Source organism: Micromonospora sp. WMMD754, from assembly GCF_049315235.1.
GTDB classification, from domain to species: domain Bacteria; phylum Actinomycetota; class Actinomycetes; order Mycobacteriales; family Micromonosporaceae; genus Micromonospora; species Micromonospora sediminicola.
Genome location: NZ_CP186058.1, coordinates 894,878 through 917,978, shown reverse-complemented (window position 1 = coordinate 917,978; position 23,101 = coordinate 894,878). Strand labels below are relative to the sequence as shown.

General features: G+C 74.1%; 25 protein-coding genes and 1 pseudogene. 11 read left to right on the top strand and 15 right to left on the bottom strand.

From position 1 onward, the window contains the following. Positions 1–36: 36 nt before the first annotated feature. From ACN27B_RS04300 to ACN27B_RS04290, 3 genes are all read right to left on the bottom strand, one after another. On the bottom strand, positions 37–834 hold the full coding sequence (locus tag ACN27B_RS04300; protein WP_253866179.1) for a thrombospondin: 798 nt from the start codon (positions 832–834) through the stop codon (positions 37–39). A 147-nt stretch (positions 835–981) separates the two neighbouring features. Beyond that, complete coding sequence (locus tag ACN27B_RS04295) at positions 982–1,308, bottom strand: cellulose binding domain-containing protein (RefSeq protein WP_422743595.1); 327 nt, start codon at positions 1,306–1,308, stop codon at positions 982–984. After that, positions 1,309–1,713 carry a hypothetical protein gene (locus tag ACN27B_RS04290; RefSeq protein WP_422743593.1) on the bottom strand — a complete coding sequence of 135 codons (405 nt, stop codon included), beginning with the start codon at positions 1,711–1,713 and terminating at the stop codon, positions 1,309–1,311. It abuts the gene before it with no gap. Between the two features lie 291 nt (positions 1,714–2,004). On the opposite strand from ACN27B_RS04290, the gene ACN27B_RS04285 reads away from it, so the two are divergent. Next, positions 2,005–2,814, top strand: coding sequence for an Fpg/Nei family DNA glycosylase (locus ACN27B_RS04285; RefSeq protein ID WP_422743591.1), 810 nt, complete (start codon positions 2,005–2,007; stop codon positions 2,812–2,814). A gap of 1 nt (position 2,815) precedes the next feature. Here ACN27B_RS04285 and ACN27B_RS04280 read toward each other — a convergent pair whose 3' ends face one another. Together ACN27B_RS04280 and ACN27B_RS04275 are read right to left on the bottom strand one after the other, a co-directional pair. Next, a complete protein-coding gene (locus tag ACN27B_RS04280) occupies positions 2,816–3,688 on the bottom strand; it encodes an aminoglycoside phosphotransferase family protein (RefSeq protein WP_422743589.1) in 873 nt (290 codons plus the stop codon). 88 nt (positions 3,689–3,776) lie between these two features. Then, positions 3,777–5,030 (bottom strand): hypothetical protein, encoded by a 1,254-nt coding sequence (locus ACN27B_RS04275; RefSeq protein WP_422743587.1) that lies wholly within the window; start codon positions 5,028–5,030, stop codon positions 3,777–3,779. A 170-nt stretch (positions 5,031–5,200) separates the two neighbouring features. Here ACN27B_RS04275 and ACN27B_RS04270 point away from each other — a divergent pair, with 170 nt between their 5' ends. Then, on the top strand, positions 5,201–5,716 hold the full coding sequence (locus ACN27B_RS04270; RefSeq protein ID WP_099163825.1) for a SigE family RNA polymerase sigma factor: 516 nt from the start codon (positions 5,201–5,203) through the stop codon (positions 5,714–5,716). After that, on the top strand, positions 5,713–6,942 hold the full coding sequence (locus tag ACN27B_RS04265; RefSeq protein WP_422743585.1) for a hypothetical protein: 1,230 nt from the start codon (positions 5,713–5,715) through the stop codon (positions 6,940–6,942). Before ACN27B_RS04270 ends, ACN27B_RS04265 begins: the two co-directional genes overlap by 4 nt. 208 nt (positions 6,943–7,150) lie before the next feature. Here the strand turns inward: ACN27B_RS04265 and ACN27B_RS04260 are convergent, their stop codons facing one another. From ACN27B_RS04260 to ACN27B_RS04245, 4 genes are all read right to left on the bottom strand, one after another. Further along, positions 7,151–7,894: an ABC transporter permease gene (locus ACN27B_RS04260; RefSeq protein ID WP_422743583.1), complete on the bottom strand. Its 744-nt coding sequence runs from the start codon at positions 7,892–7,894 to the stop codon at positions 7,151–7,153. Beyond that, the gene (locus tag ACN27B_RS04255; RefSeq protein WP_099163828.1) at positions 7,891–8,832 is read right to left on the bottom strand and encodes an ATP-binding cassette domain-containing protein; all 942 of its coding nucleotides are present in this window, start codon (positions 8,830–8,832) and stop codon (positions 7,891–7,893) included. The genes ACN27B_RS04260 and ACN27B_RS04255 overlap by 4 nt, the downstream gene beginning before the upstream one ends. Next, complete coding sequence (locus ACN27B_RS04250) at positions 8,829–9,251, bottom strand: hypothetical protein (protein ID WP_422743581.1); 423 nt, start codon at positions 9,249–9,251, stop codon at positions 8,829–8,831. The genes ACN27B_RS04255 and ACN27B_RS04250 overlap by 4 nt, the downstream gene beginning before the upstream one ends. Before the next feature lie 187 nt (positions 9,252–9,438). Continuing rightward, positions 9,439–10,239 carry a GNAT family N-acetyltransferase gene (locus tag ACN27B_RS04245; protein WP_422743579.1) on the bottom strand — a complete coding sequence of 267 codons (801 nt, stop codon included), beginning with the start codon at positions 10,237–10,239 and terminating at the stop codon, positions 9,439–9,441. Between the two features lie 185 nt (positions 10,240–10,424). Here ACN27B_RS04245 and ACN27B_RS04240 point away from each other — a divergent pair, with 185 nt between their 5' ends. After that, positions 10,425–11,312 carry a LysR family transcriptional regulator gene (locus ACN27B_RS04240; RefSeq protein WP_357963273.1) on the top strand — a complete coding sequence of 296 codons (888 nt, stop codon included), beginning with the start codon at positions 10,425–10,427 and terminating at the stop codon, positions 11,310–11,312. An 11-nt stretch (positions 11,313–11,323) separates the two neighbouring features. Here the strand turns inward: ACN27B_RS04240 and ACN27B_RS04235 are convergent, their stop codons facing one another. Then, the gene (locus ACN27B_RS04235; RefSeq protein ID WP_422745842.1) at positions 11,324–12,703 is read right to left on the bottom strand and encodes an FAD-dependent oxidoreductase; all 1,380 of its coding nucleotides are present in this window, start codon (positions 12,701–12,703) and stop codon (positions 11,324–11,326) included. Positions 12,704–12,744: 41 nt separating this feature from the next. After that, positions 12,745–13,893, bottom strand: a complete 1,149-nt coding sequence (locus tag ACN27B_RS04230) for a carboxylate-amine ligase (RefSeq protein ID WP_099163832.1) — start codon at positions 13,891–13,893, stop codon at positions 12,745–12,747. 299 nt (positions 13,894–14,192) lie between these two features. On the opposite strand from ACN27B_RS04230, the gene ACN27B_RS04225 reads away from it, so the two are divergent. From ACN27B_RS04225 to ACN27B_RS04215, 3 genes are all read left to right on the top strand, one after another. After that, positions 14,193–14,468: a DUF6412 domain-containing protein gene (locus ACN27B_RS04225; RefSeq protein ID WP_099164925.1), complete on the top strand. Its 276-nt coding sequence runs from the start codon at positions 14,193–14,195 to the stop codon at positions 14,466–14,468. Positions 14,469–14,721: 253 nt separating this feature from the next. Further along, positions 14,722–15,465, top strand: a complete 744-nt coding sequence (locus ACN27B_RS04220) for a YidC/Oxa1 family membrane protein insertase (protein WP_099163833.1) — start codon at positions 14,722–14,724, stop codon at positions 15,463–15,465. 77 nt (positions 15,466–15,542) lie between these two features. After that, complete coding sequence (locus ACN27B_RS04215) at positions 15,543–16,967, top strand: carbohydrate-binding protein (RefSeq protein WP_422743576.1); 1,425 nt, start codon at positions 15,543–15,545, stop codon at positions 16,965–16,967. Between the two features lie 9 nt (positions 16,968–16,976). Here ACN27B_RS04215 and ACN27B_RS04210 read toward each other — a convergent pair whose 3' ends face one another. Continuing rightward, positions 16,977–17,642, bottom strand: coding sequence for a DedA family protein (locus tag ACN27B_RS04210; RefSeq protein WP_422743574.1), 666 nt, complete (start codon positions 17,640–17,642; stop codon positions 16,977–16,979). Between the two features lie 70 nt (positions 17,643–17,712). Further along, complete coding sequence (locus ACN27B_RS04205) at positions 17,713–18,306, bottom strand: DUF1349 domain-containing protein (RefSeq protein ID WP_099163836.1); 594 nt, start codon at positions 18,304–18,306, stop codon at positions 17,713–17,715. A 53-nt stretch (positions 18,307–18,359) separates the two neighbouring features. Here ACN27B_RS04205 and ACN27B_RS04200 point away from each other — a divergent pair, with 53 nt between their 5' ends. Both ACN27B_RS04200 and fabG read left to right on the top strand, forming a co-directional pair. Continuing rightward, a complete protein-coding gene (locus tag ACN27B_RS04200; protein WP_099163837.1) occupies positions 18,360–20,012 on the top strand; it encodes an alpha-amylase family protein in 1,653 nt (550 codons plus the stop codon). 57 nt (positions 20,013–20,069) lie between these two features. After that, positions 20,070–20,828 (top strand): 3-oxoacyl-ACP reductase FabG, encoded by a 759-nt coding sequence (fabG, locus tag ACN27B_RS04195; RefSeq protein WP_422743572.1) that lies wholly within the window; start codon positions 20,070–20,072, stop codon positions 20,826–20,828. Here fabG and ACN27B_RS04190 read toward each other — a convergent pair. Continuing rightward, a pseudogene (locus ACN27B_RS04190) lies at positions 20,801–21,267 on the bottom strand (hypothetical protein). The gene fabG and the pseudogene ACN27B_RS04190 sit on opposite strands and share 28 nt — an antisense overlap. After that, complete coding sequence (locus ACN27B_RS04185; protein WP_099163840.1) at positions 21,260–21,655, bottom strand: hypothetical protein; 396 nt, start codon at positions 21,653–21,655, stop codon at positions 21,260–21,262. The pseudogene ACN27B_RS04190 and the gene ACN27B_RS04185 overlap by 8 nt, the downstream one beginning before the upstream one ends. Before the next feature lie 150 nt (positions 21,656–21,805). On the opposite strand from ACN27B_RS04185, the gene ACN27B_RS04180 reads away from it, so the two are divergent. Both ACN27B_RS04180 and ACN27B_RS04175 read left to right on the top strand, forming a co-directional pair. Next, positions 21,806–22,702: a Gfo/Idh/MocA family protein gene (locus tag ACN27B_RS04180; protein WP_099163841.1), complete on the top strand. Its 897-nt coding sequence runs from the start codon at positions 21,806–21,808 to the stop codon at positions 22,700–22,702. A 44-nt stretch (positions 22,703–22,746) separates the two neighbouring features. Continuing rightward, entirely contained in the window at positions 22,747–22,869 is a 123-nt protein-coding gene (locus ACN27B_RS04175; RefSeq protein WP_256385999.1) for a hypothetical protein, read from the top strand. Positions 22,870–23,101 lie beyond the last annotated feature (232 nt).

The window sequence follows — 23,101 nt, the reverse complement described above, 5'->3', positions numbered from 1 at the left end:
GGCTGCCGGCGCTGCCGGCGATCGGAAATGTGCCCGTCAGAACCGATCGGCAAACTGTGAGTCGAGCCACTCGCGCAGCCGGCCCACCCACTCGCCGTCGGTCGTCGGCCAGTCGAACTGGCCGGTCATCGCCACCACGCCGAGCACCACGGCGGCGATGCCGACCGCCACGCCGATCAGCGCGTCGGTCTTCCCGGCCACGTGCCGGCGCCGGGTGGCGATCAGCCCCAGGACGGCCAGCACCGCGCCGACCGCGCCCAGCCCGATGCCGTAGCCGGCAAGCGTGCCGGAGAGCACGAACAGCGCGCCGACCACGGAGACGATCAGGCCGAGCGTGGCGAGGAAACTGGCCCGCGGCTTCTTCGTCAGCGCCGGGTCGGGCTCGCGGTCGGGACGGCCGTCGCCGTCGGCGTCCACCGGACGGTCGGGACGGCCGTCGCCGTCGGTGTCGACGGGGCGGGCCACGGGGCCGGCCACGGTCGGGTCGACGGGACGGTCGGGACGCCCGTCACCGTCCAGGTCGACGGTGCGGTCCCTGGTGGGGTCCGGGTCGACGGGCGTCGCGGTCGAGCCCGACGGGCGTCGGGTCACCGCGCGCGCCGCGGCGGCCCGCTGCGCCGCCCGCCGCTCCGGCTCGCCGGTCCGCTCCGCGACCTCGACCCGGTCGGCGTCCGCGACCCGGTCGGCCTCGGCGGCCCGCTCCGACTCGGTGGCGGTCGCGCCGCTGCGGTACGTGGTCTGCGTGGCGTCCCGGTCGGTCACCACCGGCCGGTCGGCCGGCGCGTCCGCGGCGGTGTTCCCGTCGCGGGCGTCCACCACGCCGTCGCCGTTCACATCGGTATTCGACGCCGGAGGGTTCCGGCGGGACAGGATCTTCACGATGGCACCTCCTGATCCAGGCGCGGAGGCCGCGCATGACAGGGAAGGGATACCCAGGCGCGCGGAAATCGACACCCGTCGCCCGCTCCGCGCCTCCCCGGGTCACCCGCGGCAGTCCGGCGTGATGGTGCCGGGCGCCGCGCTGGTCGCCACGAGCAGGCCGAACGTCGTCGAACCGCCCGGGGGCAGCGTCCCGTTCCAGGAGGCGTTGCGGACCGTGACGTCCGGGCCGACGCCCTCCGCGACCCCGCCCCAGACCGACTGGACGCGTTCGTCACCGGACCACCGCCAGGAGGTGAGCCAGCCCGACATCGGCGCGGTCCCGTTGTTGCGCACGGTGACCGTGGCGACGAAGCCGCCGCCCCAGCTGCTGTCGATCGTGGCCGTCGCGGCGCAGAACGACAGGGTCCGCGCCGGCCCGCCGATCACCTACGGATCCCGGACGCCCTTGGTGTCGCCGAACCGGAACCAGTAGGCGGTGCCGGGTGTCAACCCGCCGACGGTCACCGACCCGGAGCGTTCCGGGCCCGTGACGGCCTCGGCCACCGGATCGCGCCACTGCGTGGCGTCCTCGCGGCTGGCGAAGAGGCTGACGACCAGCGGGGGGTCGTAGCCGCAGGGTGGGCTGAGCACCATCCAGTAGGCGATGGTGAGACTGCTGGTGGTGGCCCCGGTGACCTGGCCGCTGACCGGCAGCGCGGGCGGGCAGGTCAGCGTCGGGGCGGGCGTGGGCGTCGCCGCCGTGGAGGCGGGCGAGCGGAGGGCGCCGGCCGGAGCGGCCAGGCCGGTCAGGGCGAGCGCGGCGGCCAGGGCCGCGCCGAACGTGCGAACCATGGGGTACTCCTGGGACTGCGGGCGCCGGGCCGGGCCGACGCCGGACGGGAGACGGTCACGGCCCCGCCGCGCGATCGCCTCGGCGCGGCTCTCCGCCGTGGCGCGACCAGCGGGACGGGTGGGGGAGAGGCTGCCCGGCGCCGGGTGGCGCACCACCCCGCGCGTCCCTCCCCGGATCGAGCGGCTCGCACCGGCTCCCGGGCGCGAACGCGACCAGTCTGGCATTCGACAGGCGTCGATTCAATGACGTCCCGTGGCGGGGCCCGGCCCGGCTGGCTAACCTTGGCGGTCGTGCCAGAGGGACACACCATCCACCGCCTCGCCGCCCGGCACGCCGAGCTGTTCGCCGGCGACAAGGTGCACGCGGACAGCCCGCAGGGGCGCTTCGCCGAGGGCGCCGCCCGCCTCAGCGGCACCGTCCTCGACGGCACCGAGGCGTATGGCAAGCACCTGCTGCACCACTACGCGGGCGAGCTGACGCTGCACGTGCACCTCGGGCTGTACGGGAAGTTCGCCGACGGGTCGGGGGAGCCGCCGCCGGCGGTCGGGCAGCTGCGGCTGCGGCTGCGCAGCGACCGGCACTGGCTGGAACTGCGTGGACCCACCGCCTGCGAGCTGCTCACCCCGCCTGAGGTGGCGGCGCTGCGCGAGCGGCTCGGCCCCGACCCGCTGCGCGCCGACGCCGACCCGGACCGGGCGTACGCGCGGATCCGGCGCAGCCCCACCCCGCTGGCCGCGCTGCTGTTGGACCAGTCCGTGGTGGCTGGCACCGGCCTGATCTTCGTGACCGAGGCGCTGTTCCGCGCCGGCCTGCCGCCGCTGCTGCCCGGCCGGGACCTGACGCCGGCCGGGTGGGCGGACCTCTGGGTGGACCTGGTGACCCTGATGACCCGCGCGGTCGAGCGGGGCCGGATCGACACCGTGCGCGACGAGGACCTGCCGGAGGCGACGGGCCGGGCGCCCCGGGTCGACCGGCACGGCGGCGAGGTCTACGTCTACCGCCGTCCCGGCGCGCCCTGCCACGTCTGCGGCGCCGAGGTGCGCCGGGGCACGCTGGCGGGTCGCAACCTCTACTGGTGCCCCACCTGCCAGGCGGGCTGAGTCACCCCTCGTCCAGCAGCCAGCGGACCGTCTCGACCTGGCCGGGGAAGACCTGGTCGCCGCCGATGCTCCAGGCCAGCGTCTGGCCGACCGCCCAGCCGCGCACCCGCTCCCGGTCCAGGCCCAGCTCCGCGCTGAGCCGGTCGAGCCGGTGCCGCACCAGCGCCGGGGAGTGACCCAGCTCGGCGCCGCGCACCAGCGGCACCACCGCGAACTCCCGCTCGCCGACCAGCGGCTTCGGGTCGATGACCAGCCACGGCTCACGACCGGCGGCCAGCACGTTGCCGGCGTGCAGGTCCTGGTTGACCAGCACCTGCTCGCCCTGGTCCGGCGCCAGCTCGGCCAACAGCCCGAGCGCGGCGTCCAGCAGTCGTCGCTCGTACGGGCGGTTGGCCCGCCGCCAGTTCCCCGGCATCCGCTCCGCCCAGCCGGCCGCCTCCTCGGCGAGCGGGGTGAACGGCGGCCCGGCCGGCACCCCGAGCCGGGGCAGCAGGCCGACCGCGACGTCGAGCGCGGCGTCGGGCGGCAGCGCGTGCAGCGGCGTACCCGGGTCGCACCGCTCGACCAGCAGCGCCCGGTGCCCGGCGTCGTGGGCGAGCAGCCGGATCGCGCCCTGACCGGCCCAGTGCGCCAGCGCGGTGGCCTCGTGGACGCTGTCGTCGTCCGGGTACTGGAGCTTCAGCACCGCCCGCGTCCCGTCCGGCAGCTCGGCCGGCAGGGCCAACGACGCGAACGCGTAGGCGAACGGCGGGCCGAGCGTCAGCTCCCAGCGCGCCGCGCAGTCCGCCAGCCGGCCGGGCAGATCGGTCAGCCACGCCCGTCCGGCCGGTGCCCGCTCGACCCACCGCAATCCGTTCGGAATCTCCCACCGCATCCGGTCATCCTGACCGACCCGGGCGACCGACACCGCCCCGCCGTGCCGGGGCCGGAGAAGCCGGGCAAGCGTCGGCATCCTGCCGTGCCTAGCGGCCGGTGACGTGGCCCTCCGTCGCGGTGACCACCCGGCGTCGCCGGGCCACCAGCATCAGGCCGGCGCCGGCGAGCAGGAGAGCCGCCGCGCTACCGACCAGCGACGGAATCGCGGGGCCGGTGATCGGCAGCGTCCCGGAGCCGCCGCCGGAGCCGCCGTCGGGCTGGCCGGCACCGCCTGGCGCCACCACCCGGACCGTGACGGTCTCGGACACGCCCGCCAGCGCCGGGTCGTCCTTGGGCGCCACCACCCGGTAGCGGAAGGTGCCGGCTGTTGGCGGGGTCACGGAGAGGGTGTAGCGGCCGCCGTCGCCGACCGACGCGCCGGCCACCTTGCGCCACGTCCCGCCGCGCAGCTGCTGGAGCACGACGTCGGGCGTGCTGGGCTTGACCGTGCCGGTGAAGGTGACCTTCCTGCCCGGTGCGACGCTGGTGCTGCTGGCGGTCACCGAGACAAGCGGCCTGACCCGCGGGTGACGCGCCGCGACGACGATGAACGAGGTGGCGATCCTGATGTCGGACGGGCGCAGGATGCCGACGCAGTGCAGGAAGTCGTCGCCCCTCGGGTAGACCCGGGAGAAGGTGCCGTCCGCCCGGGTGGTGCCGTTGGGTGGGCTCGGGGACTCGACGCAGAGGTTGTCCTGGCCGAAGTAGATCGGTTGGTTGCCGATGCCCTTGCCGGTGTCCTCGTCGTAGAACCGCCCCTCGACCGTGAGCGGACCGTCGCCGGCCAGCGGATCCGGCGCGAACCGCATGGTGACCGCGGGCTTGTGGGTGCCGGTGACGGCGAGCCTCGTGTCCGCCGAGGCCGGCGGGTCGACGTCGAGACGGTTGGCGGCCGAGTCCACCGCGACCAGCCGGCTGACCTCCCACTCACCGTCCCAGGTGGACGGCACCTGGATCGTCGCGCTCCAGACGCCGTCCTGCGGTGTGCCGGAGGTGAGCGACAGCTCGGCGGACTGGGAGGCGGTCGCGTCGGCGCCGGCAGCCCGCAGGAGGGTGACGGCCGGCAGGTTGCTGCCGTCCATCTCGCCGCTCGGCTCGACCCCGGTCTCGTCGGTCAGGTGCGCGGACACGGTCACCGGCACCAGGTCCACCCCGGACACGGAGACCGCGTCGGGGGAGACGGTGATGCCGGCCAGCACCGGCGGCGCCTGATCGGCCGCGGCGCTCGCGGCCGGAGCGCCGGCGACCAGGCCGCCCGGCAGCAGGAGGAGACTCGCCGCAGCCGTTCGCCACCACCGCATGTCAGGTGCCCCTTCCGGGTCGGATCGACGCGACGGAGAGTCGCTGTCTGGGCACCGTACTGAATTCCGTTCCGCCTCCGCTGCCCCGTTGCGGGCAACGAACCGGCGGATCCGTACAACCGAATCCGGCCGGACCCCGTCTGAACGGGTGGAGCGACGGAGGTAACCGGATGCCAGACGCATCGGACCAGGAGTACATGGAGTACGTCAGCGCTCGCCTGCCTGCGCTGCACCGTCTGGCGTACGCGCTCAGCGGCGACGTCGACCAGGCGGACGACCTGGTGCAGGAGACCGTGACCCGGCTGTTCCAGCGCTGGTCCCGGGTGGCTCGGGCCGAGCACCGGGACGCGTACGTCCGGTCGGTCCTGGTGCGACTGTTCCTCGACGGCCGGCGCACGGGCTGGTGGCGGGTGCGGCTGTTCGGGTCGCCGCCGGACACCCGACCGGTCGAGGACCGGGGCGCCGACGACCGGACGACGCTGCGCGCCGCGCTCGACCGGGTGCCGCCCCGGCAGCGGGCCGTCCTGGTGCTCCGCTTCCTGCACGACCTGCCGGTCGAGGAGGTGGCCCGGATCCTGGGCTGCTCCCCGGGCACGGTGAAGAGCCAGACCTCGCACGGTCTGACCGCGATGCGCCGGCTGCTCACGGAGACAGCGCCGGCCGGGACGACGGGAGTGACGCGATGACATGGGACGAGGACCGGATCACGCTGCTCCTGCGCGAGGCGGGGGATGAGCCGCCCCGGGGGCCGAGGGTGGATCTGGGCGACGCCCTGCGCGAGGGCCGTCGGCGTCGTCGCCGACACCGGGGCGCCGTGGCGGGAGGGGTGGCGGTGGCCATCGCGCTGGCGGCCGGCGCGACACCGCTGTTCCTCCGCCCCGCCCCGCCGCCCGCGCCGTCCGCGGTGCCGCCGCCGACGGCCTGCGCCGTCGCGCCCCTGCCGCTGCCCGAGGGCACGGACGGCGGCGCGGTGAGCGGCGGCGACCGGACCGGCCGGTGGCTGATCGGCTCCGCCGCGCGACGCGGTTCGGATCAGCAGACGGCCGTGCTCTGGCACGGTGACCGGGTGACGGAGCTGCCGGGTGCCTTGCGTCACGGGGTGGCGGCGGCCGTCAACTCGGCCGGCACGGTCGTCGGGGCCGCGGACGACCGGGCGTACGTCGTCCGGGACGGCCGCGTCGACCGCCTCCCCGGAGGCGACGGCCTCCGGCCGACAGCGGTGGACGACGCGGGTCGGGTGGTGGGGGAGCGGCTGCAGCCGGTGGGACGGCGGGTCCGGCCGGTCCCGGTCCTCTGGGCCTCGGCCACGAGCGAGCCGGTGGACCTCGCGCTGCCCGGGCCGGGGTGGGAGGGGACGGCGATCGGCATCGCCGGCGACGGCACGATCATCGGTACGGTGAGCGAGGAGGGGCTGGAGCTGACCGATGGCTACGGACCGAACCTCAACCGGGGCTACCGGTGGCGGCCGGACGGAACCGGTGAGTTCCTGCCGATGCCGACCACGGCGGGCAACGGGGCGCGCGGATTCCTGCCCCGGTCGGTCGGGGGAAACTGGTTGCTCGGTTCCACCCCCCGTGAGCAGCCGCGCGCACTGTACGCGCCGACGCTGCTGGACCTGCGGACCGGTGACTTCGTCGCCCCGCACACGAGCGCGGAGTTCGTACCGGTCGCGGTGAACTCCCGGGGTTGGACCGTGGGCTCGTACGGCCAACCGGTGGCGCATCCGACCGGCGCCCTGCTGACCGGTTCCCGCCTGCTCCACCTGCCGGCTCCCGAACCGGGCGTCGGCCTGCGCCACACAGTGCCGTGGGTCGTGAGCGACGACGGGCGGATCATCGCGGGCGAGCAGCTCGGTGACACGGACGCCGACCCGTCGGCGGTGGGACGACCGATCCGCTGGCTCTGCCGGTGAGCCGGCAGCAGCTCCGACCGCGGAGCCAGCGTGACGGCGGGCGCGAGGCGGGAACGCTCCCCACCGGACGGCGTGCCGCGCACCACGCCTGGCGCGCGGGTGCCGCGCGCCAGGCGTTCTCGATCCGGCGGTGCCCTGACGTCCGCGGCACTGCCGGATCGGGCCAGGGCCGCCGGGGCGGCGCCGCGAACAACTCCACCGGCGAAGGTCACGCTCGCTTGCGGAAGGTCGAGCGCGCCCACAGGTAGCCGACGAGCGCGATGGCCACGCACCAGGCGACCGCGAGGGACGCGTCGGTGGTGTCGGGCGCGCCGTCGAGCAGCCCACGCACGGTCTCGATGATCGGCGTGAAGGGCTGGTACTCGGCGAACTGCCGCAGGCCGGGGCCCATCTTCTCGGCCGGGACGATGGCGCTGCTGAAGAACGGGAGCATGACCAGCGGGACGGCGGCCATGCCCGCCGTCTCCGGCGACTTCGCGGACAGCCCCAGCGCGACGGTGAACCAGCCCGCCGCGAACGCGAGCAGCACCGTGACGCCGCCCACCGCGAGCCAGTCGACCAGGCCGGCATTCGGGCTGAACCCCAGCAGGAAGGCCACCCCGACGAGCGCCGCGACGGCGATCAGGTTGGTCAGCAGGCTGGCGATGACGTGGCCCGCCAGGATCGCGCCGCGGGAGACGTCCATGACCTTGAACCGGTTGATGATGCCCTTGGTCATGTCGGAGTTCACCGCCGTGGCGGTGCCGCCCAGCCCGTAGCAGACGGCCAGCAGGATCAGGCCCGGCGTCGCGTAGTCGATGTAGTCGACGCCGACGTCGAAGGCGTCGCCGAACATGTAGACGAACATCAGCATGATGATGATCGGCATCAGGACGGCGTTGAACACCGACGTCGGGTTCCGGCCCAGGTGTTTGACGTTGCGGCGCAGCATGACGAGTGAGTTGGCGCTCATTTCGCGTCCACCTCCGTGGGGTGGCCCGTCAGGGCGAGGAAGACGTCGTCGAGGTCGGGGGTGTGCACGGAGCACCCCTCGGCGCTGAGGGAGTGCTCGTCCAGTCGGTCCAGCACGGCCCGCAGCGACTTCGTGCCGCCGTCGGCGGGCACCCGCAGGGCCAGCGCGTCGTCGTCGCGGGCCGCCTCGGGGAATACCCCCGCGGCGGCGTCGAGGTCGGCGGCGGTGGCGAACCGCAGGCGTACGTGGGTCCCGGGAACGAGGCGTTTGAGCTCCTCGGGCGTGCCCTGCGCGACCAGGCGACCCCGGTCGAGCACCGCGACGCGGTCGGCGAGCTGGTCGGCCTCCTCCAGGTACTGCGTGGTGAGGAGGACGGTCACACCGTCGGCGACCAGGTCCCGCACGATCGACCACATGGTGCGGCGACTGCGGGGGTCCAGGCCCGTCGTCGGCTCGTCCAGGAAGATGATCTTTGGGTCGCCGACCAGCGTCATCGCCAGGTCGAGCTTGCGCCGCATGCCGCCGGAGTAGGTGGAGGCCGGCTTGTCCGCCGAGGCGGCCAGCTCGAACCGGTCCAACAGACCCGCGACGATCCGCCTGCCGTCGCCGGTCACCCGCCGGTTGAGGTCGACCATCAGCTGGAGGTTCTCCCGGCCGGTCAGCAACTCGTCGACGGCCGCGAACTGGCCGGTGACGCCGATCGCGGCGCGGACCGCGCGGGCGTCGGTGGCGAGGTCGTGGCCGGCGACACGGACCGTGCCCCCGTCGGCGTCCAGCAGCGTGGTCAGCACGTTGACCGTGGTCGTCTTGCCCGCGCCGTTGGGGCCGAGCAGGGAGAAGATGGTGCCGGCGGGAACCTCGAAGTCGATGCCGTCCAGGACGGACTTGTCCTTGTACGCCTTGCGCAGCCCCGAGACCGAGATCGCCGGGGCCGTCACGCGATCACCTCGGCGGCGTCGAGGGCCGCGCCGATCTTGTCGATCATGTCGGTGACGGCGGGGCCGGGCCCGCCCTGCCGACTCCGCACGCCCGCGTCGAGGGCGACCACCACGGTACGGCGGAAGTTGTCGGCCTCGCTCGGGTCCTGCCGGGCGAGCAGGCGCATCGCCTCGGTCAGTGCGGGCAGCACCCGGTCGGCGATCGCGGCAACCGACCTGCCGCTGAGGTCCACGCCCGTCGACTTCTCGGCGAGCACGTGCCCGACCAGGCCGGTTGCCGAGGCCAGGGCGATGGATCCGTCGGTGGCGATCCGATGGGGTGAGCCGCCGGCGGCTCCGGCGGCGGACAGCAGCGTGACGGCGCCGTAGGCGGCTGTTCGGAGCGTGAGTTTGTCGTGGGCGGAAAGGGTGACGGACATGGTGACGGACTCCTGAGTGGGTGACGTCGGTCGGATTCGGGGGGCGGCGGAGCCGCGATCGTGCGGCGGGTCCCTGCCTCCGGAAGGGGCGACGCAGTCTCTCGGGCATACTTCACCTTTCATGACAAACCTCTCCTTGATGGCGCGCGTGGGCCCCGCGCGCTGTCGTGGTGGTCGGGGCCGCCGGTTACGGCAGGGTGAGCTCGTAGCGGACACTCCGCCCGAGAGGTCGGAAGCCCAGGTGCCGGCGCAGGGCCAGCTGGGCCGGGTCGTCGTGGGCGGTACGGGTCTCGACCTCTTCGACGTGCGGGTGGATCTCCCGTATCCGCTTGATCAGGGCGGCGTTGACCCACAGGCCCAGTCGCCGTTCGCGATGGTCGCCACGCACTGCCGGCCCGTACTGGCGGGCGCGCCACCGCCGCGGTCCGTCGCTCCGTGCCAGGGCGTACGCGACCAGGCCGTCGTCCGCCTCCGCCGCGCTCACCACCGCGTCACCGGGGCGGCTCGGGCGCCGGAGCAACTGCTCGACGCTCGTCGCGTCGCCCGGGTCCCCGGCCCAGTGCCGCAGGCGGTAGCCGGGGTGCTCGACGTCGACCAACTCGCCCAGCCAGGCGTGGTGGACATCGCAGTAGGTGAGCAGGTCGTGATCCCAGGACCCGGTGCGTCGGAAGCCGTGCCGGACACAGAACGACTCCCCGGCCGAACCCGCCCCGACCTCGGCGACCAGCCGCCGGCCCGCGGCGTGCGCACCGGCGGCGGCCAGCAGCCGCGAGCCGATCCCCCGTCGGCGCCACGGCGGCTCCACGTGCAGGCTCAGTTCGAGAGCGCCGGAAGGCGCGGCCGTCGGCGGCGGCCACCCGCACTCGAACGGCTCGACCGGGCGCAGACCGGCTACCCCCGCCACCCGGCCGAGGGAAGCCACGGCGTGCCACCGCGCGACGCCGAGGTGATCCGGCTCCGCCACGATGTCGATCCGGCCTTCGCTCATGCGTCCACCCTCGTCCGGCCGCCCTGGCCGAACAACGCAGAAGATCGCATCGCCGCATGAGCCACGGGTAATCGATCGACGCCGGCCCTCACGGTGACGCGTGGCCCGGATCGCGCCGGGCGGCGCGTCTCCGAGGCGGCCTAGACTCTGCGGTCGAGTGTGACGATGGGAGACAGGGCCGCCCGGTGGAACTACGTGACATCGAGATCTTCCTGACGCTGACCGAGGAGCTCCACTTCGGCCGCACGGCGGAACGCCTGCACGTGTCGCAGTCGCGGGTCAGTCAGTCGATCAAGCAGCAGGAGCGTCGGATCGGCGGGGGCCTGTTCGAGCGTACGAGCCGCGCCGTCCGGCTCACGCCACTCGGCGAGCGGCTGCGCGACCGTCTCCGCGCCGGCTACGACGAGATCATGTCCGGCATCGAGGAGGCCACCGCCACCGCCCGCGGCCAGGCCGGCACGCTGACCGTCGGCACCATGGCCACCCAATACCTGTCGGTCGAGGCCGCTCTCGACCTGTTCCGGCAGCGACACCCGCAGTGCGACATGCGCCTGCGCGAGATCCTGCCCACCGACCCCCTCGGGCCGTTGCGGGCCGGCGCGATCGACATCGGGATTCTCTGGCTACCCATCCGTGAGCCCGACCTCACGGTCGGGCCGGTCCTGCACCACGAGGATCTGGTGCTGGCGGTCGCCGCCGATCATCCGCTGGCCAGCCGGGGCAGCGTCGAACTGGAGGATCTCGGCGACCATCCGGTGGTCTACCCCGAGGGACCCATTCCCGACTACGTGTGGGAGGCGCACACCCCGTCCACCACCCCGGCCGGGCGACCCGTCCGGCGCGGACTGGGCGTGCACACCCTCGAGGAGGCCTTCCGGGGGATCGCCGGCGGCAAGGTGGTGTCTCCGGTCGGATCGGACGTGGCATCCACCCGGCAGCGAGGCGACATCACCTTCCTGCCCATCACCGACGGGCCGGTGTTGCACTACGCGCCGGTCTGGCGCACCGGCGGGGAGACCGCCCTGGTCCGCGCCTTCGTCCAGGCCGCCACGGAGTCGCGGCAGACGACATAGCCGGCCCTGGGTCAGCGACCCGTGCCGGCCAGGGCGTCGACGGCCTTGCGGGCGGCGATCAGCACGGGGTCCCAGACCGGGGCGTACGGCGGGGCGTAGCCCAGGTCGAGCGCGGTCATCTCGTCCACCGTCATGCCGTTCCAGAGCGCCACGGCGAGCGCGTCGATCCGCTTGGCCGCCTCGGACCGGCCGACGATCTGCGCCCCGAGCAGCCGCCCGCTGGGTCGCTCGGCGATCAGCTTCACGGTCATCTTCTCCGCGCCCGGGTAGTAGCCGGCCCGGTTCGTCGACTCGGCAAGCACGGTGACGAACTCGAAGCCGGCCTTGGCCGCGTCCTGCTCGCGCAGCCCGGTGCGCCCGACCTCCAGGTCGCACACCTTCGTCACGGCGGTGCCGATCACGCCGGGGAAGGTGGCGTACCCGCCGCCGATGTTGATCCCGACCACCCGGCCCTGCTTGTTGGCGTGGGTGCCGAGGGGGACGTGCACCGGCATGCCGCTGACCCGGTGCAGGCTCTCCACGCAGTCGCCGGCCGCCCAGACGCCGGGCACGCCGGGCACCCGCATCCGGCGGTCCACCCGGATCCCGCCGGACGGGCCGAGCGGCAGGCCGGCGGCCTCGGCGAGCGCGGTGTTCGGGCGTACGCCCAGACCCAGCACCACGACGTCGGCCGGGATCGGTCCCTCGGTGGTGACCACCGCGGCGATCCGCCCGTCCCGCTCATCCAGGCCGGTGACCTTCATCCCGGTGCGGATGCCGATGCCGGTGCCCCGCATCGCCTCGGCCACCAGCTCGCCCATGTCCGGGTCGACCGTCGACATCGGCTGCGCGGCCTGCTCGACCAGCTGCACCGAGAGCCCGCGCTGCACCAGCGCCTCGGCCATCTCCACGCCGACGTAGCCGCCACCGACCACCACCGCGTGCCGGGGCCGGGGCTCGCGTTCGAGCCAGTCGAGCAGTGCGGCGCCGTCGTCGAGCGTCTGCACGCCGAACACGCCGGCCACGTCGTCGCGCGCCCACTCCGGCTGCACCGGTCGGGCGCCGGTGGCGTATACCAGGGTGTCGAAACCGACGCGGACCTCGCGGTCGCCGTCCAGGTCGCGCGCGACCACCTCGCGACGGTCGAGGTCGATGGCGGTGACCTCGTGCCGCATCCGGACGTCGATGTCGAAGTCGTCGCGGAAGGCTTCCGGGGCGCGGGCCACGAGCTGGTCGCGTTCCGGCACCAGGCCGCTGATCCAGTAGGGGATGCCGCAGGCCGAGTAGGACGTGAAGTGACCCCGCTCGAAGGCGACGATCTCCAGGTCCGTGCGGTCACGACGGCGTCGCGCCTGGGAGGCCGCCGACATGCCGGCGGCGTCCCCGCCGACGACGATCATCCGCTCCGCCACGCCGCTCATCCTGTCACGCCGGGCCCCGGCCGGCGGGCAGCTCAGCCACGGGTCTGCCGGGCCACGTCCGCGACCACGTCGACCATCTTGCCGGTACGCGCGAACACCGCCCGCTGCCGCGCCGCGCCGCTGCCGTGCCGGCGCAGCCCGCCGAGCAGGTCGGTCACGCGCTCGAGGTCGCCGTGCCGCTCCAGTTCCGGGCGGAGCCGGTCGACCAGCCGGTCCAGCAGCTCCCAGGCCGGGCGCAGCTCGCCGTCGGTCAGGTCGACGCCCTCGCCCTCCAGCCCGTCGTGGGCGGCCCGCCAGTGCGCCGCGACCAGCAGGTGGTGGTCGGTGTTGACGGCCGGCCGGCCGGCCGCGATGTCGGTCAGCGCGGTCGCCACGAGCGCCCGGACCAGCGCCGCGACCAGCACCGCGTCGTCCACGGATGGGCAGACGTCGCCGATCCTGATCTCCACGGTCGGGTACTTCGCGGAGAGCCGGGCATACCAGTAGAGCATCCCCTCGTCCAGCATCACGCCGCTGGCGATGAGCTGGCGGATCAGGCGCTCGTAGTGCTCGTGCGACTCCAGGAAGGGGGTGGGCGCGACCGACGGCCAGCGTTCCCACTCGACCGAGCGCCAGCTCGCGTAGCCGGTGTCCGCACCCCGGGAGAACGGGGAGTTGGCGGTGACCGCGTGCAGGATCGGCAGCCAGGGGCGGACGTGGTTGAGCACGTGCACGCCGGTGTCCGGGTCCGGGATGCCGACGTGCACGTGCATGCCGTTGTTGCCGGGGCCGGGCACCAGCAGCCGGAACCGTTCGATCATCCGGTCGAAGCGGGGCTTGTCCACCACCGGCGGCACCGGGCCGTCGACCGGACCGGTGCCGATGGCCAGCAGCCGTACGCCGGCCCGCTCGGCGGCGTCGGCCAGCTCGGTGCGGAGCATCGCCAGCGAGTGCCGGATCGAGGACAGCTCCAGCCCGGGCGGGCTGCCGATCTCGATCTGGCTGGTCTGGAACTCGCGCTCCACCTGCCCCCGCAGCTCGGCCGGCACCTGCTCCATCACCAGGTCGACGGCGGGTACGGCGGCGCCGGTGTGCGGGTCGGCCAGCAGGAACTCCTCCTCGACGCCGACCGTCAGCAGGTCCGTTCCGCCCGGCGCGGCGTTCCGTTCCCGCTCCGCCACTGAGCCGCCCATCGTCACCACCGCTTCCTCCGGACCCGCTGCGGCACCGTGCCGCGTGGTCGAGGCCCTGTTACCCACCGTGTCGTCGCCCGGAAACGCGCCGTTCGGCGTGTCGGCCCGTTTCGCCCGTTCGAGCCCCCGTGATCCCTCCAGTTCGGGGAGGTGGGGGGATCAGGCGGGCTTCGATACCGCCACCTCGCCGTAGTGGCGGGTCCGGGCCGCGTGGGTCGGGCGGGAGGGGATTGCGCCAGCTCGGCGAGGTGGTGCGAAGGGGCACTCCGGACGTGACACGGGGGGCTACGGTGGTGTTCGTGGCGGGGATGCTGGGGGTGCTGACGGGGCTCTGGGCCTATGGCCTCGCCCTGGTCGCGGACCGGCCGGTCGGGCTGCTCGCCGGCGCGGCGGTCGCCGCCGCGCTGTTGCTGGCCACGCTGCTCGCATTGCGCGTCCGGGCGCTGCCCGCGCCGCCCGGCAGCCGCTACGCCGCCGCCCTGCGGGCCCGCGCCCGCCGGCGCGGGGTGCCCCGGCAGGTCGACCCGGACGCGGCGGGCCGTCCGCGTCCCCGGGCGCCGGGGCTGCGCCCCTCGGCCGCGTAGCCACACCGGACCGGGCAGCCGCACCCCACACGGACCACCGGGCAGCCACATGCCGGCGGCCGCACGCCGGACGCCCGGCGGGCAGCCACCCGCACCAGGCGCCGCCCGGCTGCGGTCCCGTCGCCCGCCCCTGGGCGAACCGGTGTCCTCCGCCTGTCCTTCCTGCTGGCTCTCCTGGCCGACTCCGTCGTCCTCCGTCCCGCCGCGCGTCGCCGCCCCGGGGCATCCGGAATCGCCACCGAGGGGTCTCCTCATGCTCGCCTTCGCACCGTTGCACGCCGCGGCCTCGGCCGCCGCGGTCGTCGTCACCTGGCTCGCCGACACGCTCGCCCCGCTCGCCGGCGGCGCCGCGACGGCCGCCGCCATCGTCCTGTTCACCGCCGGGGTCCGGCTGCTGATCTCGCCGCTCACCGTGGCCCAGGTCCGTGGGGAGCGGCGCCGCGCGGCGCTCGCGCCCGAGGTCCGCGACCTCCAGCGCCGGTACGCCGACGACCCCACCCGCCTGCAGAGCGAGCTGTTCGCGCTCTACCGGCGGGCCGGCGCCAGCCCGGTCGCCGGTTGCCTGCCGGCGCTGTTGCAGGCGCCGTTCTTCCTGGTCATGTACCGCCTCTTCGCCACCGGTGACGGCGCGCCGGAGCTGCTGGGGGAGCGCTTGGCCGGCGTACCGCTGGGGTGGCACCTCGGCGACGGGCTGGCCGGGCCGGTGCCGGTCGTGTTCGGGGTGCTGCTGGCGGTCCTGCTGGCGTTGGCCTGGTGGTCCTCCCGGCGGGCGCGTCGGGCGGCCGCCGCCACCGGCACGGTGGCCGGCGCGCCGGCCGAGGGCCCCGGCGCGGCGGTGCTCGGCCGGCTGGTGCCGCTGCTGCCGTTCGGGACCGTGCTGGTGGCGCTGGTGGTGCCGCTCGCGGCCGTGCTCTACCTGGTCACCACCACCGCGTGGACCGCGGTGGAGCAGGCGGTGCTGCGCCGCCCGGTTCCGGAACCCATCGACAAGCGTTGACAAGTGCGGGGGCGGGCGCGTAGAAATCGCTCTCAGAGAGCGCTCTCCGCCCCGTCCCCGCAGAGAGGCACCCCGACATGGACCCGATCCCGGCGGCCCCGGCCGCCCCCACCACCGTGCCCCGGCCACGCCGCCGGCTCGCCCTGGCCGCCGCCGTGCTCGCCGCCACCACCGCGCTCGCCGGCGTCTCGATGACCGCGCAGGCGGCCGTGCCGGCCCCACCCTCCGGATGGAGCCTGGTCTGGAGCGACGACTTCACCGGCGCCGCCAACACGCTGCCCTCGTCCGCCAACTGGATCGTCGACACCGGCACCAGCTATCCGGGCGGGCCGGCCAACTGGGGCACCGGCGAGATCCAGACCTACACCTCCAGCACCGCCAACCTGGCCCACGACGGCGCCGGCAACCTGCGCATCACGCCGCTGCGGGACGCCGCCGGCCGCTGGACCTCGGCCCGGATCGAGACGGTACGGGCCAACTTCAAACCGCCGTCCGGCGGCGTGCTGGCCCTGGAGGGCCGGATCCAGATGCCCAACGTCACCGGCGCGGCGGCGGCCGGCTACTGGCCGGCGTTCTGGGCGCTCGGTTCCCCCTACCGGGGCAACTACCAGAACTGGCCGGGCATCGGTGAGTTCGACGTGATGGAGAACGTCAACGGGATCAACTCGGTCTGGGGCGTGCTGCACTGCGGGGTCGCGCCGGGCGGCCCGTGCGGCGAGTTCAACGGCATCGGCGCGTCCCGGGCCTGCCCCGGCAGCATCTGCCAGTCGGCGTTCCACACCTACCGGTTCGAGTGGGACGCCTCGGTGAGCCCGCAGCAACTGCGCTGGTACGTCGACGGCCAGCTCTTCCACACCGTCGGGCAGAACCAGGTCGGCGAGCCGTACTGGGGTCAGATGACCAACCACGCCGGCTACTTCCTGCTGCTCAACGTGGCCATGGGCGGCGGCTTCCCGGACGGGGTGGCCGGCTCGGCCACGCCGACCTCGGCCACCGTGTCCGGCCGGTCCATGCTCGTCGACTACGTGGCGGTCTACACCCGCGGCGGCGGGGGCAACCCGTCGCCGACCCCGACCACCCCGCCGCCCGGCGGGGTGCGGGACGCCTACGCCACCATCCAGGCCGAGTCGTTCAACGCGCAGAACGGCGTGCAGGTGGAGACGTGCGCCGAGGGCGGCCAGGACATCGGCTGGCTGGCCAACGGTGACTGGGCCCGCTACGACAACGTCGACTTCGGGTCGACCCCGCCGCGCGACTTCGTGGCCCGGGTCGCCTCCGGCGCGGCGGCCGGCGTGAGCGGGCTGGTCGAGGTCCGGGTGGACAGCCCGACCGCGCCGCCGATCGGCAGCTTCGCGGTCGGGAACACCGGTGGCTGGCAGACCTGGCGGTCGGTCCCCGGCAACGTGGGCGGGGTGACCGGGCGGCACACGGTCTACCTGACGTTCAGCAGCGGCCAGCCGTCCGACTTCGTCAACGTCAACTGGTTCACGTTCCGTCGCTGAGGCGGGCGGTCAGCGCCCGGCGGTCACCGACTGCCGCCGGGCGCGCCGCCGGCGTACCTTCTTCACCGCCCAGCTCACGATCATGACGCCGAACACGGCGAAGATCGCGTAGTTGAACCACTGGCTGTACCGGTCGACGTCCTTCCACCGCGACCCGAGGGTGAAGCCGGCGCCGACGATCAACGCGTTCCACACCCCACTGCCCAGCGTGGTGAGCAGGACGAACTCGCCCAACGGCATGCGGTTGGCGCCGGCCGGGACCGAGACCAGGCTGCGGACCACCGGCACCACCCGGCCGATCAGCACCGCCCAGCGGCCGTGCCGCTCGAACCACCGGTCGGCCTTCTCCAGGTCCTCCAGGTCGACCAGCGGGATGTGGTCCAGCCACCGCTTCAGGCGGTCCTCGCCGAGCGCCGCGCCGAGCCAGTAGAGCACCAGCGCGCCGAGCAGCGAACCGACCGTCGCGGCGAGCACGATCAGCAGGACGTTGAACCGGCCCTCGGCGGAGAGATAGCCGGCCATCGCCAACACGATCTCGCTCGGGATCGGCGGGATGATGCTCTCCAACGCCACCAGCAGGGCCACGCCGACCGCGCCGAACGAGTCGATCACGCTGGCCACCCAGCCGGTCAGCCCGGTGAACTGGTTCGGGTCGACGTCTTGGGCCAGGGCCATCGTGGTCCTTCCACAGGGTTGCCGGGGATCCGGGGGTAGTACCCGGCCCGGCCCCGCCCACACCTGTGGCTCAGCTCTCCGGATGCAGCGCCGCGTCCGCCGGTCCCCGCCGCCAGCCGGTGAAGCGGACCACCAGGCCGCCCCGGCTGGGGGAGCAGCAGTACGGCCCGGCCGACGCCTCGGCGGCCGGGTCGAGCGGTGCGACCCGGACCAGTCGCCACGGCTCGTCCGCCACCCGGGCCCGTACGGTCAGCGCGTCCCCGGCCCGGCTCACCCGCACCGTCACGTCCCGCCCCGACCAGTCCGGCACCGGCGCCACCGACCAGTCGGAGAACTCGTCCGTCACCACCGCGCCGACCTGCGGGGCGCCGTCGCTGACCTCGACGCCGGCCTTGGTCCACCGCCGCTCGTCCACCCGGACCAGCACGCCGGCCTGGTCGAACTGCGCGCCGTAGTCCAGCCGGAAGGAGACCTCGACGGCGCTGTCCACCGGGAACGGCGCGAGCAGCGCCGAGCCGTCGTCGTGCACGAAGCCGTAGCTGGTGCGCCGCCAGAAGTCGCTGCCGCCGCGCGGCTCCACCAACAGGCCACCGTCGACCGGCTCGGCGCGCTCCGGCGGGTTCAGCCAGACACCGGCGGACCAGTCCGAGGCCTCCTCGCTCATGGGGGCACCGTACCGGGTTTGCCGGATCGGCCGTTCGGAGAAGTAGTTGCCGCATGGGTGACAGGTGGTATCAGGAGGCGGTCGTCTACTGCCTCGACGTGGACACGTACGCGGACTCCGACGGCGACGGGGTGGGTGACTTCCAGGGCCTGATCGGGCGACTGGACTACCTGGCCAGGCTGGGAGTGACCTGCCTCTGGCTGAACCCGATCCACCCCTCGCCGAACAAGGACGACGGGTACGACGCGACCGACTTCTACAACGTCGATCCGCGCCTCGGCACCCTGGGCGACTTCGCCGAGCTGCTGCACCAGGCGCAGAACCGCGGCATCCGGGTGATCATCGACCTGGTGGTCAACCACACCTCGGACCAGCACCCCTGGTTCCAGTCCGCCCGGTCCTCACCGGACTCGCCCTACCGCGACTGGTACGTCTGGGCCGACCACGAGCCGGACGACCGGCACCAGGGCATGGTGTTCCCGGGCGAGCAGCACGAGACGTGGACCTACGACCGCACCGCCAAGGCCTGGTACTACCACCGCTTCTACAAGTTCCAGCCGGACCTCAACATCGAGAACCCGAAGGTCCGCGCGGAGATCAAGAAGATCACCTCGTTCTGGCTCCAGCTCGGCGTCTCCGGCTTCCGGATGGACGCCGTGCCGTTCATCATCGAGAAGACCGAGCCGGGCAACCCGAACTCGCCCAAGGACTTCGACTTCCTCACCGACCTGCGCCAGCACGTGCAGTGGCGCCGGGGTGACGCGGCCCTGCTGGCGGAGGCGAACGTCGAGCCGGACCAGTTGCCGGTCTACTTCGGCGACGGCAGCGGCTCGGGCAACCGGATCCACATGCTCTTCGACTTCATGCTCAACGGCCGGCTGATGCTCGCCCTCGCCCGGGAGGACCCGGAGGCGATCATCGACGCGCTGCGCGACACCCCGAAGCTGCCCACCGGCGGCCAGTGGGCGACGTTCCTGCGCAACCACGACGAGATCGACCTGTCCCGCCTCACCGCCGACCAGCGCAAGGACGTGCTGGCGAAGTTCGGGCCGGACGAGAACATGCAGCTCTACGGCCGGGGCATCCGCCGCCGCCTCGCCCCGATGCTCGGCAACGACCGGCGGCACATCGAACTGGCGTACGCGCTCCAGTTCTCGCTGCGCGGCACGCCGGTGCTGCGCTACGGCGAGGAGATCGGAATGGGGGAGGACCTGGCGCTGGACGGCCGGGACGCGATCCGCACCCCGATGCAGTGGTCGTACAAGGAGAACGCCGGCTTCTCCACCGCCGAGCCGGAGAAGCTGGTCCGCCCGGTGATCGACAAGGGGGACTTCGGCTACCAGCAGGTCAACGTCACCGTCCAGCGCAAGGACCCGCGTTCGCTGCTGGGCTGGTTCGAGCGCATGATCCGCACGCTGCGGGAGGCGCCGGAGATCGGCTCCGGCAGCACCACCCACATCGACGTGCCGATGCCGCCCGGCGTGCTCGCGCACCGCGCCGACGGGCGTACCGGGACCATGGTCTTCCTGCACAACCTCGGCACCGAGGACGTGGAGATCGACCTGAGCACGCTGGCCCCGGAGGCGGACCTGCCGATCGACGTGCTGACCGACCGCAACTACGAGGACGTCGGCAAGCTCGACCGGCTCAAGCTCGCCGGCCACGGCTACCGCTGGATCCGGCTCTGCCGGGGCCGGGACCTCTGATCGCGGCGCGCGCGGGTTAGGCTCCTTCGATCGACCCCAAGTTACCGGGAGGTAATCATGTCGGAGGAGCCCCGCGTCGCCATCGTGACCGGAGCCGCGCGCGGCATCGGCGCGGCCACCGCCCGCCGGCTGGCGGCCGACGGCATGGCCGTCGCCGTGGTCGACATCGACGAGTCCGCCACCAAGGAGACCGTGGACGCCATCGGCTCGGCCGGTGGCCGGGCTCTCGGCGTCGGCGCCGACGTCTCCGACCGGGCCCAGGTCGAGGCCGCCGTGGCACGGGTCGCCGCCGAACTGGGCGCCCCGACCGTGCTCGTCAACAACGCCGGCGTGCTCCGGGACAACCTGCTGTTCAAGATGACCGACGCCGACTGGGACACGGTCATGGGCGTGCACCTGCGCGGCGCCTTCCTGTTCAGCCAGGCCGCGCAGAAGCACATGGTCGAGCGCAAGTGGGGCCGGATCGTCAACCTCTCCAGCACCTCGGCGCTGGGCAACCGGGGGCAGGCGAACTACTCGGCCGCCAAGGCCGGCCTCCAGGGCTTCACCAAGACGCTGGCGATCGAGCTGGGCCCGTTCGGGGTGACCGTCAACGCCGTCGCGCCGGGCTTCATCGTCACCGACATGACCGCGGCCACGGCAGCACGGATGAAGGTCGACTTCGAGGCGCTCCAGCAGCACGCCGCCGCCGAGATCCCGGTACGCCGTGCCGGCCGTCCGGAGGACGTCGCGCACACCATCTCGTTCCTGGCCAGCGAGGGCGCGTCGTTCGTCTCCGGCCAGGTCATCTACGTCGCCGGCGGCCCGAAGGACTGACCGCTGCCCGGCGCGGCCCCGCTCAGGCGGGGTCGCGCCGGGTGCGCCAGAGCCAGAACAGGCCGAGCGCCGGCAGCACCAGCGGGATGTAGCCGTAACCGCTGCCGAAGTCCGACCACACCGTCTCGTCCGGGAACAGCTCGGGGTCGGCGATGCTCAGCACGCCGACCGCGAGGACCCCGACCAGCTCGACCGAGCAGCAGGCCAGCGCCACCCGGCGGCCGGCGTGCCCGGCGCGGGCCAGCCCGACCGCCGCCACGATGTAGATCAGCGCCGCCAGCGCGGAGAGCAGGTACGCCACCGGCGCCTCGCCGAACTTCGTGGCGATCTGCAGCCCGGCGCGCGAGGTCGCGGCGATGGCGAACAGGATGTAGACCGCGATCAGCAGCCGGCCCGGCCCCCGGTTGGTGGCACGTTCCGGCGTCCGGGTCTCAACCACCGACGACCTCCCAGGTCTGCTGCAGCCGGACCACCACGACCGGCGTCACCAGGCAGATCGCGCAGACGATCGCGGAGCCCCACCGGGTCGGTTCCATCCGGGCCAGCACCCAGGCCAGCGGCGGCAGGCAGACCAGCGTCACCAGATAGCCGAAGAACGCGCCCGGCTCGCCCGGCCGGTCGCCCCCGCCGAGCGCGACGAGCGCGACCACGGTCAGCGCGAGCAGCGCCACCTCCAGCACGGCCAGGCCGACGAACTGGAGCCGGTCCGGCGGCTGCCGGCGCACGGCGGCCACCAGGGCCCAGACCGCGACCACCAGCGAGAGCACGATCGGGATCGTGGCGAGGATCCCGTCCACCGGCGAGCCGGCCGCCGCGGCGCTGGTCATCGACGCTGTGTCGTTCACCGGCCCAGTCTACTAATCCGTGTAGTAGCGCCGTCCCCGCCGGGTCGGGGCGCGCCGGGCGGTTCGGACGACTAGCGTGGATCACGGCCCCGGGCGTACGCCGGTGGCCGACGACGACGGCAGGGGGTCGGGGTGCGCTTCGGGTTGTTCGGCACCGGTCACTGGGCGGCGGAGACGCACGCCGCGGCCATCGACGCGCATCCGCGGGCGCGCCTGGCCGGCGTGTGGGGACGGAACCCGGCGAAGGCGGAGGAACTGGCCACCCGGCACGGCGTCCCGGCCTTCACCGAGGTCGACGCGTTGCTCGACGCGTGCGACGCGGTCGCCGTGGCGCTCCCGCCCGACGTGCAGGCCGACATCGCCGTCCGGGCCGCCACCGCCGGGCGGCACCTGCTGCTGGACAAGCCGCTCGCGCTCGGCCTGGCCGACGCCGACCGGGTGGTCGCCGCCGCCCAGGGGTCCGGGGTGGCCTCGGTGGTCTTCTTCACCCAGCGCTTCCACCCGAACGTCACCGGCTTCCTCGCCTCGACCGCCGCCGCCGGCGGCTGGCAGCACGCGCGGGCCACCATGTTCGCCTCGATCTACCAGCCCGGGAACCCGTACGGCGACTCGCAGTGGCGGCGGGACCGGGGTGCGCTCTGGGACATCGGCCCGCACGCGCTGTCGCTGATCCTGCCGGTGCTCGGTCGGGTCACCCGGGTCGCCGCGATGGACGGGCCGAGTGGCCTGGTGCATCTCCTGCTCACCCACGACGGCGGCGCGACCAGCTCGCTCTCGCTCACCCTGGACGCGCCGGCCGACGCGGTCGCCCGGGACTTCGTCTTCTTCGGCGAGAACGGCACCGAGAGCGTCCCGCCCGGCGACGGCAGCGTGCTCCAGGCGTTCGGCGCCGCGCTGGACCAGCTGCTGGAGGAGGTCGACGCGGGCACCCGGGACCACCGCTGCGACGTGCGCTTCGGCCGCGAGGTGGTGGCGGTGCTCGACGCGGCGGAGACCGCCCGGGCCCAGGGCCGCACGGTCGAGCTGTAGAAATCCCGTCGCGGGCCGAGCGGCCCGCCGCTAGCGTGGCCGGCATGTTCACGCATGCCCTGATCGACGTGGCCGCCGCGCCGGCCGCGTGGGGGCCCCTCCTGGTCGCCCGCCCGCGGGTCCGGCGCCCGGCCCTGGCCGGCCGGGACGCCCACCGCCGCGCCTGACCCGACCACCTGCCCCGAGCCTCCCCGGCCCGGGCACCCGCCGGTCCCGCCACCTCCCGGAGGTGGCGTTCCTCGGCTCAGGCCCGCCATCTCCCCGAGGTGGCGGCATCCGGTATCCGCCGACCGCGCCACCTCGCCGAGGTGGTGGCGTCGGGCGGTCACGGGCCACCCCACCTCACCGAGGTGGCGCGGTGGTCCGGCCGGTCCGCGTCCCGACCAACCCTCCAGGGTC

Excerpts from the sequence above, each read along its gene's own strand:
- ACN27B_RS04225 (WP_099164925.1), top strand. The coding sequence starts at position 14,193 with ATGCTGGGGGTGCTGACGGGGCTCTGGGCCTATGGCCTCGCCCTGGTC.
- ACN27B_RS04215 (WP_422743576.1), top strand. The coding sequence starts at position 15,543 with ATGGACCCGATCCCGGCGGCCCCGGCCGCCCCCACCACCGTGCCCCGG.
- ACN27B_RS04290 (WP_422743593.1), bottom strand. The coding sequence starts at position 1,713 with ATGGTTCGCACGTTCGGCGCGGCCCTGGCCGCCGCGCTCGCCCTGACC.
- ACN27B_RS04260 (WP_422743583.1), bottom strand. The coding sequence starts at position 7,894 with ATGAGCGCCAACTCACTCGTCATGCTGCGCCGCAACGTCAAACACCTG.
- ACN27B_RS04205 (WP_099163836.1), bottom strand. The coding sequence starts at position 18,306 with ATGAGCGAGGAGGCCTCGGACTGGTCCGCCGGTGTCTGGCTGAACCCG.
- ACN27B_RS04245 (WP_422743579.1), bottom strand. The coding sequence starts at position 10,239 with ATGAGCGAAGGCCGGATCGACATCGTGGCGGAGCCGGATCACCTCGGC.
- ACN27B_RS04270 (WP_099163825.1), top strand. The coding sequence starts at position 5,201 with ATGCCAGACGCATCGGACCAGGAGTACATGGAGTACGTCAGCGCTCGC.
- ACN27B_RS04280 (WP_422743589.1), bottom strand. The coding sequence starts at position 3,688 with ATGCGGTGGGAGATTCCGAACGGATTGCGGTGGGTCGAGCGGGCACCG.
- ACN27B_RS04265 (WP_422743585.1), top strand. The coding sequence starts at position 5,713 with ATGACATGGGACGAGGACCGGATCACGCTGCTCCTGCGCGAGGCGGGG.
- ACN27B_RS04200 (WP_099163837.1), top strand. The coding sequence starts at position 18,360 with ATGGGTGACAGGTGGTATCAGGAGGCGGTCGTCTACTGCCTCGACGTG.
- ACN27B_RS04275 (WP_422743587.1), bottom strand. The coding sequence starts at position 5,030 with ATGCGGTGGTGGCGAACGGCTGCGGCGAGTCTCCTCCTGCTGCCGGGC.
- ACN27B_RS04220 (WP_099163833.1), top strand. The coding sequence starts at position 14,722 with ATGCTCGCCTTCGCACCGTTGCACGCCGCGGCCTCGGCCGCCGCGGTC.
- ACN27B_RS04175 (WP_256385999.1), top strand. The coding sequence starts at position 22,747 with ATGTTCACGCATGCCCTGATCGACGTGGCCGCCGCGCCGGCCGCGTGG.
- ACN27B_RS04185 (WP_099163840.1), bottom strand. The coding sequence starts at position 21,655 with ATGACCAGCGCCGCGGCGGCCGGCTCGCCGGTGGACGGGATCCTCGCC.
- ACN27B_RS04210 (WP_422743574.1), bottom strand. The coding sequence starts at position 17,642 with ATGGCCCTGGCCCAAGACGTCGACCCGAACCAGTTCACCGGGCTGACC.
- fabG (WP_422743572.1), top strand. The coding sequence starts at position 20,070 with ATGTCGGAGGAGCCCCGCGTCGCCATCGTGACCGGAGCCGCGCGCGGC.
- ACN27B_RS04250 (WP_422743581.1), bottom strand. The coding sequence starts at position 9,251 with ATGTCCGTCACCCTTTCCGCCCACGACAAACTCACGCTCCGAACAGCC.